The sequence below is a fragment of the Streptomyces sp. NPDC020422 genome (assembly GCF_044386705.1).
In the GTDB taxonomy this organism is placed as follows: domain Bacteria; phylum Actinomycetota; class Actinomycetes; order Streptomycetales; family Streptomycetaceae; genus Streptomyces.
In genome coordinates, this window is the sequence record NZ_JBIRVJ010000009.1 from 306,837 (window position 1) to 324,568 (window position 17,732).

The following is a 17,732-nucleotide window of genomic DNA, read 5'->3' on the forward strand; positions in this document are numbered from 1 at the left end:
GTACGCACGAACGCGTCCGCTAGGCGTCGTAGACGTCGGCCTTCTTCGGGCCGGGGTCCTGGATGCCGCCGCTGAGGATCAGCGAGCGGCTGGTGAAGCGCTCCGTGTCCACGCCGTGATCGTCGAGCACCTTGATCGTCGCGGCGTGGACCGCCCGCAGCACCGGGGTCGCGGTGCGGATGGCGTCGTCGGCCATGAAGCGGTTCTTCCAGGGCGGGCTCGCCCAGGGGTGCCGCAGACCGAAGGGCTCGGGCAGGACCAGCTTGCCGCCGAGGAAGTCCAGGACCGGCGGGAACCAGGTCAGCGGGGCGCGCACGGCCTGGCGGACCACGTCGTCGGTGCCGGTCAGCGGCAGCTTGATCTCCTTGGTCTCCCAGAACCTGACGGTCTTGGAGACCTCCTTCGTCTTCGCCTTCGGCTTGCTGGTGAACAGGGAGTGGACCGGGCCGAGGGCGTGGCCGGTGACCTCGACGCGCAGGGTGTGGTGGAGCGAGGTGACCGTCACCATCATGGTGAGGACCAGCTGTCCGTCCCAGAGGGTGAACTGGACGCCCAGGTAGTGCCGGTTGCCGCTGCCGAACTGCTGGTCGTTGCAGATGCGCTGTATCTCGTGCGGCTTCACCTGGAAGGCGACGATGTTCTCGCCCTCGGGGCGGGCCACCTCGTCGGCGCCCTCGCCGACGGGGGAGACGATCCAGTGCTTGACGGTCGGCTTGGGGAAGCCGGTCTTCAGCGAGCCGCGCTCCAGGAGCGTCAGCTGGGTGTGGATCTCGCGGACCACGTCCCAGGCGCGGAAGTCGTGGATCTCCTTGCCGTTCTGCGGGATCAGCTCCTCGGCGAGGGTCCAGCTGCCCCAGCGGGTGCCCATGCCCAGTATCCCCTTGGGGCCCGCGTAGAAGACGACGTTGGACTGCTGCTCGGCGGAGAGCTTCTCCAGGTTCTGGCGCAGTTCCTCGGCGGTCTTCTCGCCCGGGTCCTGGGGCACGGCCTCGGGGATCTTGGCGCCGATGCCGCCGCCGCTGAGCAGCGCGGTCCAGCGCTCGCGCAGGTCCTGGGCGGTGTTCTCGCAGATCCGGCGGGCGAGGTACCAGCCGACGACCGGGGCGACCACCATGGCGCGGAGGTAGTTGAACAGCACGCCGTCGAAGGGCAGCTTCAGCAGGACGAGGAACGCGAAGATCCCGGCGCCGGCCAGCAGGGCGGTGCCGACGGCACTGGTGCGCCGGTTGTCGGAGCCGGCGGCGATCCGGCGGAGCTGGATCACGCCCAGCCAGAGCAGCAGGCCGGGCAGGAACAGCAGGCCGAAGACCAGCGTCACCAGCGTCAGCTTCACATCGCGCTGCTTGCGGATGCGGGTGGCGGCCAGGCAGTGCTCGACGACGGGCTGCGGCTCGGCGCCGAAGGACTGGATGAGCGGCTTGCGGGCGCCGCCCAGCATCCGCACCTGCACGGCACGGGAGAAGGCCTCACCGAGGTCGGGGCGGAACAGCTTGTGCCACTTGCCCTCCTTGACCGTCGACTTGTGCCACTCGCTGTTGGCGTCGAGGATCACCCCGACCGGGCTGTCGCGGTACGCGGCGGAGGCGAGGGCGTGGGTCGCCGCCGTCTGCGCGTCCGAACCCTGCAGGGGAATCTGCGCCCCGATGCCGAAACTGCCGATCGTCACTGCCGCCCCCATCACCACGGTCCCTGTGCGGGCTGTTCCCAACTGCCGCGCCCCGCACACCTTCTGAGCTGGGCACCACAGCGTAACCGGGCGACGACGGATGCGTCACGGGCGCGCGTGGAGGCGGCCGAATGCCGCCCGCCGGAGGGGAGTCGGGCGGGCGGCATACGGGGTCAGCGGGGCGACGGGCCGTCAGTCGTCACCCCTTTTCGGACTGTTCGCGTATCTTGTCCGCCAGGTGCGGGGGCATCGCCTCGTGTCGCGCGTAGCTGCGGTCGAAGGTGCCCGTGCCGTGCGAGACCGACCTGAGGTCGACCGCGTACCGCCCGATCTCGATCTCGGGCACCTCCGCGCGCACCAGCGTCCGCCCGGGCCCGGCCTGCTCGGTGCCGACCACCCGCCCGCGCCGCCCCGACAGATCGCTCATGACCGGGCCCACGTAGTCGTCGGGGACCATGACGGTCACCTCCGCCACCGGCTCCAGGAGGTGGATCGGCACCTCGGCCGCCGCCTCCCGCAGGGCGAGGGCGCCGGCCGTCTGGAAGGCCGCGTCGGAGGAGTCCACCGAGTGCGCCTTGCCGTCGCGCAGGGTGACCCGGATGTCGACGAGCGGATAGCCGGCCGCGACCCCGCGGGCCGCCTGGGCCCGGATGCCCTTCTCGACGGAGGGCACGAACTGGCGCGGCACGGCGCCGCCGACCACCTTGTCGACGAACTCGATGCCGCTGCCCGGCGGCAGCGGCTCCACGTCGATCTCGCAGATCGCGTACTGGCCGTGCCCGCCGGACTGCTTCACATGACGGCCGCGCCCGGCGGACGCGCCGCCGAAGGTCTCGCGCAGCGACACCTTGTGCGGAACGGTGTCGACCTGGACGCCGAAGCGGCCGCGCAGCCGCTCCAGGGCGACGTCCGCGTGTGCCTCGCCCAGGCACCACAGGACGACCTGATGGGTGTCCTGGTTCTGTTCGAGCCGCATCGTCGGGTCCTCGGCGACCAGGCGCGCCAGGCCCTGCGAGAGCCGGTCCTCGTCGGCCTTGCTGTGCGCCTCGATGGCCAGCGGGAGCAGCGGCTCGGGCATCGCCCACGGCTCCATCAGAAGCGGGGCGTCCTTGGCCGACAGGGTGTCGCCGGTCTCCGCGCGGGCCAGCTTGCCCACACAGGCCAGGTCGCCGGCGACGCAGTGCGACAGCGACCGCTGCTGCTTGCCGAACGGGGAGGTCAGGGCCCCCACCCGCTCGTCCACGTCGTGGTCCTCGTGCCCCCGGTCGGTGAGCCCGTGCCCGGACACGTGCACGGTCTCGTCCGGGCGCAGCGTGCCCGAGAAGACCCGCACCAGCGAGATCCGGCCCACATAGGGGTCCGAGGAGGTCTTCACGACCTCGGCGACCAGCGGCCCGTCCGGATCGCAGGACAGCGCCGGCCGCGGCGCGCCGTCCGGGCTCGTGACCACCGGTGCCTCGCGCTCCAGCGGGGTGGGGAAACCGCCGGTGATCAGCTCCAGGAGCTCCACCGTGCCGAGCCCCTGCTTTCCGCCGTCCGCGGCCGGGGCGGCGGCCAGGACCGGGTGGAAGGTGCCGCGTGCCACCGCCTTCTCCAGGTCGTCGACGAGCGTCTTGAGGTCGATCTCCTCGCCGCCGAGATAGCGGTCCATGAGGGTCTCGTCCTCGCTCTCGGCGATGATCCCCTCGATCAGCCGGTTGCGGGCCTCCGCGATCAGCGGCCGCTGCGCCTCGTCGGGCGGGTCCTCCCGGCGCGCGCCGGTCGAGTAGTCGAAGATCCGCTCGGTGAGGAGCCCCACCAGGCCGGTGGCCGGGGCGTGCCCGTCGGCGCCCTCGGCGCCGCGCACGGGCAGGTACAGGGGGAGGACGGCGTCGGGGTCGTCGCCGCCGAAGAGCTCGGCGCAGACCTCGGTGAGCCGGGTGAAGTCGGTGCGGGCCGTGTCGAGGTGGGTGACGACGATCGCCCGGGGCATCCCGACGGCGGCGCACTCCTCCCACACCGCGCGGGTCGAGCCGACGACCGCGTCGGCCTCCTGGGCGGCCGAGACGACGAAGAGGGCCGCGTCCGCCGCGCGCAGACCGGCCCTCAGCTCCCCGACGAAGTCGGCGTATCCGGGGGTGTCCAGAAGATTGATCTTGTAGCCGTCCCATTCCACCGGGACGAGCGAGAGCTGTACGGAGCGCTGCTGGCGGTGTTCGATCTCGTCGTAGTCGGAGACCGTCCCGCCGTCCTCGACGCGCCCGGCCCGGTTGACCGCGCCCGCGGTCTGGGCCAGGGCCTCGACGAGGGTCGTCTTGCCCGATCCGCTGTGGCCGACCAGCACCACGTTCCGTACGGCCGAGGGCCGGTCGGCCGTTGGGGCCCTGCCGGCGGCCCCGGAGTGTGCGTTCGCCTTGTCGCCCATGATTTCTTCCTCCCGACTGCTCGTACGGTGAGGTGGGGGGCGCGGGGCTCGGGGGAGTGGCGCGGCGGTGCGTGTGCCGCGTGCGGCTCCGGCGGTGCCCGCGGTCGTCCTTCGAGCTTTGCACCGACGTCACGGTGCGTCCATACGTCGTACCCGCGCGGACCGTCGCGGTGCTCGCGCGGTCGGTGCGGTGGCGACGCGTGGGCGGGTGCCGACGCTGTCGCGGGGGCGCGTGGCTACGATGGGTGAGCCGGTGGTCGTAGGGGCCGCGCGGCCCACCGAACCTCGGGAAGGCCATGCTGAACAAGTACGCGCGTGCCTTTTTCACGCGTGTCCTCACACCGTTCGCCGCGTTTCTGCTCCGCCGGGGCGTCAGCCCCGACGCCGTGACGCTGATCGGCACCGCCGGGGTGGTGGCCGGCGCGCTGGTCTTCTTCCCCCGCGGGGAGTTCTTCTGGGGCACGATCGTCATCACGCTGTTCGTCTTCTCGGACCTCGTCGACGGCAACATGGCCCGGCAGGCGGGCATCTCCAGCCGCTGGGGCGCCTTCCTCGACTCCACCCTCGACCGGGTGGCCGACGGCGCGATCTTCGGCGGCTTCGCGCTCTACTACGCGGGCTGGGGCGACGACAACGTGCTCTGCGCCGTCGCGATCTTCTGCCTCGCCAGCGGCCAGGTCGTCTCGTACACCAAGGCACGTGGCGAATCGATCGGCCTGCCGGTGGCGGTCAACGGTCTCGTCGAGCGCGCGGAGCGACTGGTGATCTCGCTGGTCGCCGCCGGTCTGGCCGGTCTGCACGGCTTCGGCGTGCCCGGTATCCAGGTGCTGCTGCCCATCGCCCTGTGGATCGTGGCCGCCGGTTCGGCGGTCACCCTGGGGCAGCGGGTCGTGACGGTACGCAGGGAGTCGGCGGAGGCGGACGCCGCCGCCCGGGGGAGCGAGGCCACCTCATGAGCGCGGCGGGTACGGGAAGCAGTCTGAAGGACACCGTCACCGACGGGCTGTACGGGCTCGGCTGGGCCACCGTGAAGAAGCTGCCCGAGCCGGTGGCCAAGGCCCTCGGCCGCAGGATCGCCGACACCGCCTGGAAGCGGCGCGGCAAGAGCGTGCTGCGCCTGGAGTCCAACCTCTCGCACGTGGTCCCCGACGCCTCGCCCGAGCGCCTGCGCGAGCTGTCGAAGGCCGGCATGCGCTCGTACATGCGCTACTGGATGGAGTCCTTCCGGCTGCCCACCTGGAGCAGGGAGCGGGCCGCCGGCAGCTTCGACCCCAAGGACGTCCACTATCTGAAGGACGCCCTCGCCTCGGACCGCGGTGTCATCCTGGCCCTGCCCCACATGGGCAACTGGGACCTCGCCGGTGTCTGGGTCACCCGCGCCCTCGGCGTGCCCTTCACCACCGTCGCCGAGCGGCTCAAGCCCGAGTCGCTGTACGACCGGTTCGTCGCCTACCGCGAGTCGCTGGGCATGGAGGTGCTGCCGCACACCGGCGGCTCCGCCTTCGGGACGCTGGCCCGGCGGCTGCGGGCCGGCGGCCTGGTCTGCCTGGTCGCCGACCGGGACCTGTCCTCCTCCGGCGTCGAGGTCTCCTTCTTCGGCCGGACCGCCCGGATGCCCGCGGGGCCCGCGATCCTGGCCCAGCAGACCGGGGCGCTGCTGCTGCCGGTGACGCTCTGGTACGACGACACCGACGTCATGCGCGGACAGGTCCACGCGCCCCTCGAGGTGCCCGAGTCGGGCACCCGGGCCGAGAAGACGTCCGCCATGACACAGGCCCTCGCCGACGTCTTCGCCGGGGGCATCGCGGACCACCCGGAGGACTGGCACATGCTTCAGCGACTGTGGCTCGCTGACCTTGAGGAACGACCGGAGGACCGGACGGCGTGAGGATCGGCATCGTCTGCCCGTACTCCTGGGACGTGCCGGGCGGCGTCCAGTTCCACATCCGCGACCTCGCCGAGCACCTGATCCGGCTCGGCCACGAGGTCTCCGTGCTCGCGCCGGCGGACGACGAGACCCCGCTGCCGCCGTACGTCGTCTCCGCGGGCCGCGCGGTCCCCGTGTCGTACAACGGCTCGGTGGCCCGGCTCAGCTTCGGCTTCCTGTCCGCCGCGCGGGTCCGCCGCTGGCTGCACGACGGCACCTTCGACGTGGTCCACATCCACGAGCCCACCTCGCCCTCGCTGGGTCTGCTCACCTGCTGGGCGGCGCAGGGGCCGATCGTGGCCACCTTCCACACCTCCAACCCGCGCTCACGCGCCATGATCGCCGCGTATCCGATCCTCCAGCCCGCGCTGGAGAAGATCAGCGCGCGGATCGCGGTCAGCGAGTACGCGCGGCGCACCCTCGTCGAGCACCTCGGCGGCGACGCGGTCGTCATCCCGAACGGCGTCGACGTCGACTTCTTCGCCCGCGCGGAGCCCAAGAAGGAGTGGCAGGGCGGCACGCTCGGCTTCATCGGGCGGATCGACGAGCCGCGCAAGGGCCTGCCGGTCCTGATGAAGGCCCTTCCGAAGATCCTCACGGCACGCCCCGACACCCGGCTCCTCGTGGCCGGCCGCGGCGACGAGGAGGAGGCCGTGGCCTCCCTGCCGCGCGAGATGCGCTCGCGGGTCGAGTTCCTCGGCATGGTCAGCGACGAGGACAAGGCGCGGCTGCTGCGCAGCGTGGACGTGTACGTGGCGCCCAACACCGGGGGCGAGAGCTTCGGCATCATCCTCGTCGAGGCCCTCTCCGCCGGCGCCCCCGTCCTCGCCGCCGACCTCGACGCCTTCGCCCAGGTCCTCGACCAGGGCGCGGCGGGCCGGCTCTTCGCCAACGAGGACGCCGACGACCTCGCGGACCAGGCGATCCGTCTCCTGGGCGACCCGGCGCGCCGGGAGGAACTGCGGGCGCGCGGCTCGGCGCACGTACGCCGCTTCGACTGGGCGACGGTGGGAGCGGACATCCTCGCCGTCTACGAGACGGTGACGGACGGCGCGGCCTCGGTGGCGACGGACGAGCGGGCGGGCGGCGGGCTGCGGGCGCGGCTGGGGCTGTAGCGGCGGACCCGGGCCACAGGCCCTTCGCCCCCGCCGGAGTCCGGGGGAGGCGGGCACGACGGCGCCGCGTCCCGGTGGGCGTCTCGGCTCGCCGGAGTCCGGGGAGGGCATCCCTGGCCGAGGCTCCTCGTTCCCCGGAGTCCGGGGGAGACGGGCACGACGGCGCCGCGTCCCGGTGGGCGGCTCCGCTCCCGTGCGCCGCGGTCCGTGGTGATGGGTCCGTCCCGTTGCCGGAGGCACCCTTCGGCCCCCGCCTGGTCCTGGTGCCGCAGGCCGTTGTGGCCCGCCGTGCCCCGTGGCAGCCTGGCCCGATGATCTCCGTGGAGACCCTCGACCTCGGCCACATCCTCCGCCCGCCCCAGGAGTGGGCCGGCGACCACGACCGCGAGGAGCCGGTGCTCGCCTACCTGGTCCGCCACGACCGCGGCAGCCTGCTGTTCGACACCGGTCTCGGCGAGGGGTCGCCCGAGACGGACGCCCACTACCGGCCCGTCCGCAGGCCGTTGCCGGTCGAGGACGTGGACCTCGTGGTCAACTGCCACCTCCACTTCGACCACATCGGCGGCAACCGGCGCCTTGGCCGGCCGGTGGTGGTCCAGCGCAGGGAGCTCGCCACCGCGCGGGCGGGCGGCTACACGATCGACGCGCTCCTCGACGGCGTGTCGCACGAGGAGATCGACGGCGAGTACGAGATCGCCGAGGGGGTCCGGATCGTGCCGACGCCCGGGCACACCGACGGGCACCAGTCGCTCGTGCTCGACCACGGCGACCGGCTGACCGTGCTGGCGGGCCAGGCGTACGACTTCGCGCGGGAGTTCGGGACGCCGTACCGCCCGTGGCTCGACCGGCTCGGCGAGCTCGGGGGCGGGCGGCCCGCGCGCGTCCTGTTCGCCCACGACCGTGACCTTTGGGAAGGGGTGCTGCCGCCGCCCCGGTAGCCTGTGCGCCCGTGACCCAAACCCTGATCTGGACCGTTGTCGCGCTGATCCTCGTCGGCGTCTACCTCAGCTGGACCGCCGGCCGCCTGGACCGGCTGCACACCCGCATCGACGCGGCGCGGGCCGCGCTCGACGCGCAGTTGCTCCGGCGGGCCTCGGTCGCTCAGGAGCTCGCCACCTCCGGCGTGCTCGATCCGGCCGCGTCGATCGTGCTGTACGAGGCCGCGCACGCGGCGCGGCAGGCCGAGGAGGACCAGCGGGAGGTCGCCGAGAGCGAACTCAGCCAGGCGCTGCGGGCGGTCTTCGGGGAGCCGGAGCAGGTCGAGGTGGTGCGCGAGGCGCCCGGCGGCGAGGAGGCCGCCGGGGAACTGGCCGCGGCCGTGCGCCGGGTGCCGATGGCACGGCGCTTCCACAACGACGCCGTACGGGCGGCCAGGGCGCTGCGCCGGCACCGCAAGGTGCGCTGGTTCCGGCTGGCCGGACACGCGCCCTTCCCGCTCGCCTTCGAAATGGACGACGAGCCGCCCGTAGCGCTTGCGGATCGTCCCGCCTGAGCCCGTGTGGCCTTCGTAAGCTGCGAAAACGAGCCACCGGGTGTGCATTGGCCCTTGCTGTGGCCCCCAGGTGGCCGGTTTCCTCTACTCGTCAACAATCCCCGTTGTCACTGAGTGAGGTACCCGTGTCCACCACGCCTTCCACCACCCCGCAGTCCGCCGACGCGATCGGCACCTCCCGAGTCAAGCGCGGCATGGCCGAGCAGCTCAAGGGCGGCGTGATCATGGACGTGGTCAACGCCGAGCAGGCGAAGATCGCCGAGGACGCCGGCGCCGTGGCCGTCATGGCCCTGGAGCGGGTCCCCGCGGACATCCGCAAGGACGGCGGCGTGGCCCGCATGTCCGACCCGAACATGATCGAGGAGATCATCGGCGCGGTCTCCATCCCGGTGATGGCCAAGTCCCGCATCGGCCACTTCGTCGAGGCCCAGGTGCTCCAGTCCCTCGGCGTCGACTACATCGACGAGTCCGAGGTGCTCACCCCGGCCGACGAGGTCAACCACTCCGACAAGTGGGCCTTCACCACGCCGTTCGTCTGCGGCGCCACCAACCTGGGCGAGGCCCTGCGCCGCATCGCCGAGGGCGCGGCCATGATCCGCTCCAAGGGCGAGGCCGGCACCGGCAACGTCGTCGAGGCCGTCCGCCACCTGCGCCAGATCAAGAACGAGATCGCCAAGCTGCGCGGCTTCGACAACAACGAGCTGTACGCCGCCGCCAAGGAGCTGCGCGCCCCGTACGAGCTCGTCAAGGAGGTCGCCGAGCTCGGCAAGCTGCCGGTCGTGCTGTTCTCCGCCGGCGGTGTGGCCACTCCGGCCGACGCCGCGCTGATGCGCCAGCTCGGCGCCGAGGGCGTCTTCGTCGGCTCCGGCATCTTCAAGTCGGGCGACCCGGCCAAGCGCGCCGCCGCCATCGTGAAGGCCACCACCTTCTACGACGACCCGAAGGTCATCGCGGACGCCTCGCGCAACCTGGGCGAGGCCATGGTCGGCATCAACTGCGACACCCTGCCCGAGGCCGAGCGCTACGCGAACCGGGGCTGGTAAGCACCCATGAGCACTCCCGTGATTGGTGTCCTGGCCCTCCAGGGCGACGTACGGGAGCACCTGATCGCCCTGGCCGCGGCTGACGCCGTGGCCAGGCCCGTCAGGCGCCCCGAGGAGCTCGCCGAGGTCGACGGCCTGGTCATCCCCGGTGGCGAGTCCACCACCATCTCCAAGCTCGCCGTGCTGTTCGGGCTCATGGAGCCGCTGCGCGAGCGGATCGCGGGCGGCATGCCCGTGTACGGCACCTGCGCCGGTCTGATCATGCTCGCCGACAAGATCCTCGACCCGCGCTCGGGCCAGGAGACCTTCGGCGGCATCGACATGATCGTGCGCCGCAACGCCTTCGGGCGCCAGAACGAGTCCTTCGAGGCGGGCGTGAGCGTCGCCGGCATCGACTCCCCCGTCGAGGGCGTCTTCATCCGCGCCCCGTGGGTGGAGTCCGTCGGCGCCGAGGTCGAGGTGCTCGCCGAGCACGACGGGCACATCGTCGCGGTCCGCCAGGGACGAGCCCTCGCGACCTCGTTCCACCCCGAGCTGACCGGCGACCACCGCATCCACGAGCTGTTCGTGGACATGGTGCGCGCCGAGCGGTGACCCGATCCTTGTAGGATCTCTGGGGTTCGTTCAGAAATTGGTTACGCGAAGGAGACAGGCAGATGTCCGGCCACTCTAAATGGGCTACGACGAAGCACAAGAAGGCCGTGATCGATGCCAAGCGCGGCAAGCTCTTCGCGAAGCTGATCAAGAACATCGAGGTCGCGGCCCGCACCGGCGGTGCCGACCCGGACGGCAACCCGACGCTGTACGACGCCATCCAGAAGGCCAAGAAGTCGTCCGTTCCCAACAAGAACATCGACTCCGCGGTCAAGCGCGGCGGCGGCCTCGAGGCCGGCGGCGTCGACTACGCGACGATCATGTACGAGGGTTACGGCCCGAACGGTGTCGCGGTGCTCATCGAGTGCCTCACCGACAACCGCAACCGCGCCGCCTCCGACGTCCGCGTCGCCATGACCCGCAACGGCGGCTCGATGGCCGACCCGGGCTCCGTCTCGTACCTCTTCAACCGCAAGGGCGTCGTCGTGCTCCCCAAGGGCGAGCTGACCGAGGACGACGTCCTGGGCGCGGTGCTCGACGCGGGTGCCGAGGAGGTCAACGACCTCGGCGAGAGCTTCGAGGTCATCAGCGAGGCCACCGACCTGGTCGCGGTCCGTACCGCGCTCCAGGAGGCCGGCATCGACTACGACTCGGCCGAGTCCAGCTTCGTCCCGACCATGCAGGTCGAGCTCGACGAGGAGGGCGCGCGCAAGATGTTCAAGCTGATCGACGCCCTCGAGGACAGCGACGACGTGCAGAACGTCTTCGCCAACTTCGACGTCAGCGACGAGGTCATGGAGAAGGTCGACGCCTGATCGCGTCCTTCACCGCAGCGGGCCGACGGGGACACACCCCCGTCGGCCCGCTGCGTTGTCAGTGGCAGCCGATAGCCTGCACAAACAGTTGAGCGATCAGGGAGGGCACGGTGCGCGTTCTGGGGGTGGATCCCGGACTGACCCGGTGCGGCGTCGGGGTGGTCGAGGGGGTCGCCGGTCGACCGCTGACCATGCTCGGCGTCGGGGTGGTGCGCACCCCCGCGGACGCCGACATCGGCACCCGTCTTGTCGGCATCGAGCGGGGCATCGAGGAGTGGATCGAGCGCTTCCAGCCCGAACTCGTCGCCGTGGAGCGGGTGTTCAGCCAGCACAACGTGAGCACGGTGATGGGCACCGCCCAGGCCAGCGCCGTCGCCATGCTCTGCGCCGCCCGGCGCGGACTGCCCGTCGCCCTGCACACCCCCAGCGAGGTCAAGGCCGCCGTCACCGGCTCGGGCCGCGCCGACAAGGCCCAGGTCGGCGCCATGGTCACCCGGCTGCTCCGACTCGCCGCCCCGCCCAAGCCGGCCGACGCCGCCGACGCCCTCGCCCTCGCCATCTGCCACATCTGGCGCGCCCCCGCCCAGAACCGCCTCCAGCAGGCCGTCGCCCTGCACGCCTCGAAAGGCCGTACCCGATGATCGCCTTCGTCAGCGGCCCGGTGGCCGCCCTCGCCCCCACGACCGCCGTCGTCGAGGTCGGCGGCGTGGGCATGGCCGTCCAGTGCACCCCGAACACGCTCGCCGGACTCCGCCTCGGTGAGCACGCCCGCCTCGCCACCTCCCTGGTCGTCCGCGAGGACTCGCTCACCCTGTACGGCTTCGCCGACGACGACGAGCGGCAGGTCTTCGAGCTGCTCCAGACCGCCAGCGGGGTCGGACCGAGGCTCGCCCAGGCCATGCTCGGCGTGCACAGCCCCGACGCGCTGCGCCTCGCCGTCTCCACCGGCGACGAGAAGGCGCTGACCGCCGTACCCGGCATCGGCAAGAAGGGCGCCCAGAAGCTCCTCCTCGAACTGAAGGACAAGCTGGGCCAGCCGCTCGGCAGCAGCGGCCTGGTCGGCGCCCAGCGCGCCGTCGCCGCCGGGCCCGCCCCCTGGACCGAGCAGCTCTCGGCCGCCCTCATCGGCCTCGGCTACGCGAGCCGGGAGGCCGAGGAGGCCGTCGCCGCCGTCACCCCGCAGGCCGAGGCCGCGCTCGCCGAGACCGGCTCCGCGCCCGTGCCGCAGCTGCTGCGCGCCGCGCTCCAGACGCTCAACCGCGCCCGCTGACCGCCTCGTAAGAGCCCGCAGAGTCCGTAGACCGCAGACCCGCAGAGCCCGTAAGAGAAGAAGGCAACCACCACCGTGAACTGGGACGACGAGACGGCAGCCGCCGACGCGGAGCGCATCGTCGACGCCTCCGCCGAGGGCGACGACCAGGCCGTCGAGGCCGCGCTGCGCCCCAAGGACCTCAGCGAGTTCGTCGGCCAGGAGAAGGTCCGCCAGCAGCTCGACCTGGTCCTCAAGGCCGCCCGCCAGCGCGGCGCCACCGCCGACCACGTGCTGCTCTCCGGGGCTCCCGGCCTGGGCAAGACGACCCTCTCGATGATCATCGCGGCGGAGATGAACGCCCCGATCAGGATCACCAGCGGCCCCGCCATCCAGCACGCCGGCGACCTCGCGTCGATCCTGTCGTCGCTCCAGGAGGGCGAGATCCTCTTCCTCGACGAGATCCACCGGATGTCCCGGCCCGCCGAGGAGATGCTCTACATGGCGATGGAGGACTTCCGCGTCGACGTCATCGTCGGCAAGGGCCCCGGCGCCACCGCCATCCCCCTGGAGCTGCCGCCCTTCACCCTGGTCGGCGCCACCACCCGGGCCGGACTGCTGCCGCCGCCGCTGCGCGACCGCTTCGGCTTCACCGCCCACATGGAGTTCTACGAGCCGCACGAGCTGGAGCGGGTCGTGCGCCGCTCCGCGGGTCTCCTCGACGTCGAGATCGACACCGACGGCGCCGCCGAGATCGCCGGCCGCTCCCGCGGCACGCCCCGCATCGCCAACCGGCTGCTCCGCCGGGTCCGGGACTACGCCCAGGTCAGGGCGGACGGCGTGATCACCCGCGAGATCGCCGCCGCGGCCCTCGGGGTGTACGAGGTCGACAGCCGCGGTCTCGACCGCCTCGACCGCGCCGTCCTGCAGGCGCTGCTCAAGCTCTTCGGCGGCGGCCCGGTCGGTCTGTCCACCCTCGCGGTCGCCGTGGGGGAGGAGCGCGAGACCGTCGAGGAGGTCGCCGAACCCTTCCTCGTACGCGAGGGGCTGCTCGCGCGCACGCCCCGTGGCCGGGTCGCCACTCCCGCGGCATGGACCCACCTCGGACTCGTTCCGCCGCAGGCCCCGGGCCCGGGGCCTGCGGGAAAGGGACAACAGGGGCTCTTCGGGGCGTGACGGCGCGGAGACTCGCCCGTAAGGGAACCGGGGTGCGATGCTGGGCGTTGTTCCATCGATGCGGACTCGCCTAGACTCCGCCGGTGCCGCTCCTTACGGTCGGCGCACTCACCCCCGAATCAGGCCGCGAAATCTCCGCGGCCTTGCGAAGGAATTCCGTCCCGTGAATAACATCGGCATGCTCCTCCCGTTCATCGTGCTCATCGGGGCCATGTTCCTCATGACCCGCTCTGCCAAGAAGAAGCAGGCGCAGGCGGCGGAGATGCGCAACCAGATGCAGCCCGGCACCGGCGTTCGCACGATCGGGGGGATGTACGCCACCGTCAAGGAGATCGGCGACGAGACGGTCCTCCTCGAGGTCGCTCCCGGCGTCCACGCGGTCTACGCGAAGAACTCGATCGGCGCCGTCCTGGAGGACTCCGAGTACAACCGGATCGTCCACGGCGACGAGCCCGGCGATGTCGTCCCCGACGACGCCTCCTCGCTGACCGAGGCCGCCGAGGAGACCACCGAGGACGTCAAGGCCGACCTCACCAAGAAGACGGACGGCGCCGAGGGCGACAAGGACGGCAAGGCCGACGGCGAGACCGAGGCGAAGTAGTTCGCGGCCGGAGCCGCGCACGCCGACCCGGCGCGCGCGGCTCCGGTTCACGGTTTCACGTCTGCGGGGGCAGGTCCCCACCACACACTTCGTGGCCGCTGCGCGCCCCACCGGCGCAGGGCGGTTTGGACAGGGAGAAACGACAGGTGGCAGCACCGAAGAAGGGCCGAAGGCCGGCGGGGGGACAGAGCCGGCCGGGCCGCGCCCTGGCACTCATTCTGATCGCCATGGTCGCACTCACCGGCGGAATGTTCTTGTCGGGGCACACCACCCCGCGCCTGGGCATCGACCTCGCCGGCGGAACGTCGATCACGCTCAAGGCGAAGGCGGAGCCCGGACAGGAGTCCGCCGTCAACGAGACCAACATGAACACCGCGGTCGGCATCATCGAGCGCCGTGTCAACGGTCTGGGTGTCTCGGAGGCCGAGGTCCAGACGCAGGGCCGCGAGAACATCATCGTGAACATCCCCAAGGGGACGAACGAGAAGCAGGCCCGCGAGCAGGTCGGTACCACCGCCCAGCTGTACTTCCGGCCGGTCCTGGCCGTCGCCGCCGTCGAGCAGCCGGCGCCTGACGCCAGCTCCTCGCCGTCGCCGAAGCCCTCCGCCTCCGCCTCCGGCGCCACCGCCGACAAGGGCAAGGGCGACAAGACCGCCACCCCGACGGCCACCGCGTCCACCAAGGGCCGTGCCGTCACCGAGGCGCTGAAGGCCCCGAGCCCGACGCCCACCTCCACCGCCTCCCCGAAGGCGACCGGCACGCCGAAGGCCGACACCCCGGCCGACCCGGCGACCGCCGCCCTGCAGCAGAAGTTCCAGGCGCTCAACTGCCTCGACCCCAAGCAGCGCACGGCCGCCGGCCAGGGCGTCAAGCCGACCGACACCACCGTCGCCTGTGGCAAGAACGCCATCGGCCAGTGGGAGAAGTACATCCTCGGCCCGGCCGAGGTGGACGGCAAGGACGTCGACGACGCGCAGGCATCGATCGACCAGCGGACCGGTCAGTGGATCGTGAACATGGAGTTCACGGACGGTGGCGCCAAGAAGTTCCAGAAGATCACCGGCAAGCTCTCGCAGCAGCAGTCGCCGCAGAACCAGTTCGCCATCGTCCTCGACGGTGAAGTCGTCTCTGCCCCCTCCGTGCGCACCACGCTGAGTGCCAACGCCGAGATCTCGGGCAGTTTCAACCAGCAGTCGGCTCAGGACCTCGGGAACATCCTGTCCTACGGTGCCCTGCCGCTGACGTTCGACACGCAGAGCGTGGACACCGTCACCGCCGCCCTCGGCGGCGAGCAGCTCGAGGCGGGTCTGATCGCCGGCGCCATCGGCCTCGGCCTGGTCATCATCTACCTGGTGGTCTACTACCGCGGCCTGTCGATCGTGGCGCTCCTCAGCCTCGGCGTCTCGGCCCTGCTCACCTACGTGATCATGGCCCTGCTCGGTCCGGCCATCGGCTTCGCGCTGAACCTGCCGGCCGTCTGCGGCGCCATCGTGGCCATCGGTATCACCGCGGACTCGTTCATCGTGTACTTCGAGCGCATCCGCGACGAGATCCGCGAGGGACGCACGCTGCGCCCGGCCGTCGAGCGCGCCTGGCCGCGGGCCCGGCGCACCATCCTGGTCTCCGACTTCGTGTCGTTCCTCGCCGCCGCGGTGCTCTTCGTCGTCACCGTCGGCAAGGTCCAGGGCTTCGCGTTCACGCTCGGCCTGACCACCCTCCTCGACATCGTGGTGGTGTTCCTCTTCACCAAGCCGGTGATGACGCTGCTGGCCCGCACCAAGTTCTTCGGCAACGGCCACAAGTGGTCCGGCCTCGACCCGAAGAGCCTCGGTGCCAAGCCGCCGCTGCGCCGCACCCGCCGTCAGTCCGTTTCCGCCGCAGGCCCTGTCGACCCGAAGGAGGCGTGAGATGTCGAAGCTCGGAGATCTCGGCGCCCGGCTCCACCGAGGTGAGGTCGGCTACGACTTCATCGGCAACCGCAGGATCTGGTACGGCATCTCGATCCTGATCACCATCACGGCCATCGTCGCCCTCGCGGTGCGCGGCCTGAACATGGGCATCGAGTTCCAGGGCGGTGCCGTCTTCACCACCCCGAAGACGTCCGTCTCGGTCACCCAGGCCAAGGAGTACGCGGAGAAGGCCTCCGGCCACGACGCGATCGTCCAGGAACTCGGCAGCGGCTCCCTGCGCATCCAGGTCGGCGGTCTCGACACCGAGAAGTCCGACCAGGTCCGCTCGGAGCTCGCCAAGGACCTGAACGTCCCCGAGACCAAGATCGCGGCGGAGCTCGTCGGCCCCAGCTGGGGTGAGCAGATCGCCACGAAGGCCTGGACCGGCCTCGGGGTCTTCATGATCCTCGTGGTGATCTACCTCGCCATCGCCTTCGAGTGGCGGATGGCCGTCGCGGCGCTCGTCGCGCTGATCCACGACCTCACCATCACCGTCGGCATCTACTCGCTGGTCGGCTTCGAGGTCACGGTCGGTACGGTCATCGGTCTGCTGACCATCCTCGGTTACTCGCTCTACGACACGGTCGTCGTCTTCGACTCGCTCAAGGAGCAGACGAAGGGCATCACCAAGCAGACCCGCTGGACCTACAGCGAGATCGCCAACCGCTCGATCAACGGCACCCTGGTCCGTTCGATCAACACCACCGTCGTCGCGCTGCTGCCGGTCGCCGGCCTGCTCTTCATCGGTGGCGGCGTCCTCGGCGCCGGCATGCTGAACGACATCTCGCTGTCCCTGTTCGTGGGTCTCGCCGCCGGTGCGTACTCCTCGATCTTCATCGCCACCCCGCTCGTCGCCGACCTCAAGGAGCGCGAGCCGGCGATGCAGGCCCTGAAGAAGCGCGTCCTGGCCAAGCGGTCCGCCGCGGCCGCCAAGGGCGAGTCCCTCGACGAGGGCGGCGACTTCGCGGAGGACGCCGCCGAGGGCGAGGCCGCCGTGGTCGGCGGTCAGGGCCGCCGTGGCCGCTCCTCGGAGCGCCGCGGATGACCGCCGAGGCCCAGGGCACCACGGAGCTGCTGCTCAGCCGCATCCGTGACGTCGCCGACTACCCGAAGCCCGGGGTGCTGTTCAAGGACATCACCCCGCTGCTCGCGGACCCGGAGGCGTTCACCGCTCTGACCGACTCCCTGGCCGCGCTGTGCACGGCCCAGGGCGCCACGAAGATCGTCGGCCTGGAGGCCCGCGGCTTCATCCTGGCCGCCCCGGTCGCCGTCCGCGCCGGGCTCGGCTTCATCCCGGTCCGCAAGGCCGGGAAGCTGCCCGGGGCCACCCTGCGCCAGGCGTACGAGCTGGAGTACGGCACCGCCGAGATCGAGGTGCACGCCGAGGACCTGGCCGCGGGCGACCGCGTCATGGTCATCGACGACGTCCTCGCCACCGGCGGCACCGCCGAGGCGTCCATCGAGCTCATCCGGCGCGCCGGAGCCGAGGTCGCGGGCGTCGCGGTGCTGATGGAGCTCGGCTTTCTCGGCGGACGGGAGCGGTTGCGACCCGCCCTTGGCGGTGCGCCGCTGGACGCACTGATCCAGGTCTGACGGTCCGCGTACACCGAGAGGCGCCCCAGGTTCTCCCTGGGGCGCCTCTCACGTTTCCGAGCACGTCAGAGCTCAAATGTTCCTCAAATACGCGTTCGATTAGTGCCG

Annotated in this window: 17 protein-coding genes; 15 read left to right on the forward strand and 2 right to left on the reverse strand. The window is 71.5% G+C overall.

The annotated features are described in order from the left end of the window. Positions 1 to 19: 19 nt before the first annotated feature. Together ACH414_RS25550 and ACH414_RS25555 are read right to left on the reverse strand one after the other, a co-directional pair. The gene (locus ACH414_RS25550; protein ID WP_398943470.1) at positions 20 to 1,678 is read right to left on the reverse strand and encodes a hypothetical protein; all 1,659 of its coding nucleotides are present in this window, start codon (positions 1,676 to 1,678) and stop codon (positions 20 to 22) included. 187 nt (positions 1,679 to 1,865) lie between these two features. Further along, on the reverse strand, positions 1,866 to 4,070 hold the full coding sequence (locus tag ACH414_RS25555) for an elongation factor G-like protein EF-G2 (protein ID WP_386566329.1): 2,205 nt from the start codon (positions 4,068 to 4,070) through the stop codon (positions 1,866 to 1,868). A 296-nt stretch (positions 4,071 to 4,366) separates the two neighbouring features. Here ACH414_RS25555 and pgsA point away from each other — a divergent pair, with 296 nt between their 5' ends. The 15 genes from pgsA (at position 4,367) to ACH414_RS25630 (ending at position 17,624) form a co-directional block, all read left to right on the forward strand. Continuing rightward, positions 4,367 to 5,026 carry a phosphatidylinositol phosphate synthase gene (gene pgsA, locus ACH414_RS25560; RefSeq protein ID WP_382548471.1) on the forward strand — a complete coding sequence of 220 codons (660 nt, stop codon included), beginning with the start codon at positions 4,367 to 4,369 and terminating at the stop codon, positions 5,024 to 5,026. Further along, positions 5,023 to 5,958 (forward strand): phosphatidylinositol mannoside acyltransferase, encoded by a 936-nt coding sequence (locus tag ACH414_RS25565; RefSeq protein WP_386566327.1) that lies wholly within the window; start codon positions 5,023 to 5,025, stop codon positions 5,956 to 5,958. Before pgsA ends, ACH414_RS25565 begins: the two co-directional genes overlap by 4 nt. Further along, positions 5,955 to 7,112 (forward strand): glycosyltransferase family 4 protein, encoded by a 1,158-nt coding sequence (locus ACH414_RS25570; protein ID WP_382548467.1) that lies wholly within the window; start codon positions 5,955 to 5,957, stop codon positions 7,110 to 7,112. The genes ACH414_RS25565 and ACH414_RS25570 overlap by 4 nt, the downstream gene beginning before the upstream one ends. Before the next feature lie 311 nt (positions 7,113 to 7,423). Then, a complete protein-coding gene (locus ACH414_RS25575) occupies positions 7,424 to 8,050 on the forward strand; it encodes an MBL fold metallo-hydrolase (RefSeq protein ID WP_398943473.1) in 627 nt (208 codons plus the stop codon). A gap of 11 nt (positions 8,051 to 8,061) precedes the next feature. Continuing rightward, on the forward strand, positions 8,062 to 8,604 hold the full coding sequence (locus ACH414_RS25580; RefSeq protein ID WP_382548463.1) for a hypothetical protein: 543 nt from the start codon (positions 8,062 to 8,064) through the stop codon (positions 8,602 to 8,604). A gap of 125 nt (positions 8,605 to 8,729) precedes the next feature. Further along, a complete protein-coding gene (gene pdxS / locus ACH414_RS25585; protein ID WP_382548462.1) occupies positions 8,730 to 9,647 on the forward strand; it encodes a pyridoxal 5'-phosphate synthase lyase subunit PdxS in 918 nt (305 codons plus the stop codon). Positions 9,648 to 9,653: 6 nt separating this feature from the next. After that, positions 9,654 to 10,241: a pyridoxal 5'-phosphate synthase glutaminase subunit PdxT gene (gene pdxT, locus ACH414_RS25590; RefSeq protein WP_382548460.1), complete on the forward strand. Its 588-nt coding sequence runs from the start codon at positions 9,654 to 9,656 to the stop codon at positions 10,239 to 10,241. Between the two features lie 62 nt (positions 10,242 to 10,303). Further along, positions 10,304 to 11,056 (forward strand): YebC/PmpR family DNA-binding transcriptional regulator, encoded by a 753-nt coding sequence (locus ACH414_RS25595; protein WP_382548458.1) that lies wholly within the window; start codon positions 10,304 to 10,306, stop codon positions 11,054 to 11,056. A gap of 110 nt (positions 11,057 to 11,166) precedes the next feature. After that, a complete protein-coding gene (ruvC, locus tag ACH414_RS25600; RefSeq protein ID WP_382548456.1) occupies positions 11,167 to 11,697 on the forward strand; it encodes a crossover junction endodeoxyribonuclease RuvC in 531 nt (176 codons plus the stop codon). Continuing rightward, entirely contained in the window at positions 11,694 to 12,326 is a 633-nt protein-coding gene (gene ruvA / locus ACH414_RS25605) for a Holliday junction branch migration protein RuvA (protein ID WP_382548455.1), read from the forward strand. The genes ruvC and ruvA overlap by 4 nt, the downstream gene beginning before the upstream one ends. 75 nt (positions 12,327 to 12,401) lie before the next feature. Further along, on the forward strand, positions 12,402 to 13,481 hold the full coding sequence (gene ruvB, locus ACH414_RS25610) for a Holliday junction branch migration DNA helicase RuvB (protein ID WP_398943476.1): 1,080 nt from the start codon (positions 12,402 to 12,404) through the stop codon (positions 13,479 to 13,481). 178 nt (positions 13,482 to 13,659) lie between these two features. Next, positions 13,660 to 14,082, forward strand: coding sequence for a preprotein translocase subunit YajC (yajC, locus tag ACH414_RS25615; protein WP_398943564.1), 423 nt, complete (start codon positions 13,660 to 13,662; stop codon positions 14,080 to 14,082). 146 nt (positions 14,083 to 14,228) lie between these two features. Further along, positions 14,229 to 15,989 (forward strand): protein translocase subunit SecD, encoded by a 1,761-nt coding sequence (secD, locus tag ACH414_RS25620; protein ID WP_398943479.1) that lies wholly within the window; start codon positions 14,229 to 14,231, stop codon positions 15,987 to 15,989. 1 nt (position 15,990) lies between these two features. Continuing rightward, a complete protein-coding gene (gene secF, locus ACH414_RS25625) occupies positions 15,991 to 17,076 on the forward strand; it encodes a protein translocase subunit SecF (protein WP_382548450.1) in 1,086 nt (361 codons plus the stop codon). Continuing rightward, the gene (locus tag ACH414_RS25630) at positions 17,073 to 17,624 is read left to right on the forward strand and encodes an adenine phosphoribosyltransferase (RefSeq protein WP_391769956.1); all 552 of its coding nucleotides are present in this window, start codon (positions 17,073 to 17,075) and stop codon (positions 17,622 to 17,624) included. The genes secF and ACH414_RS25630 overlap by 4 nt, the downstream gene beginning before the upstream one ends. Positions 17,625 to 17,732 lie beyond the last annotated feature (108 nt).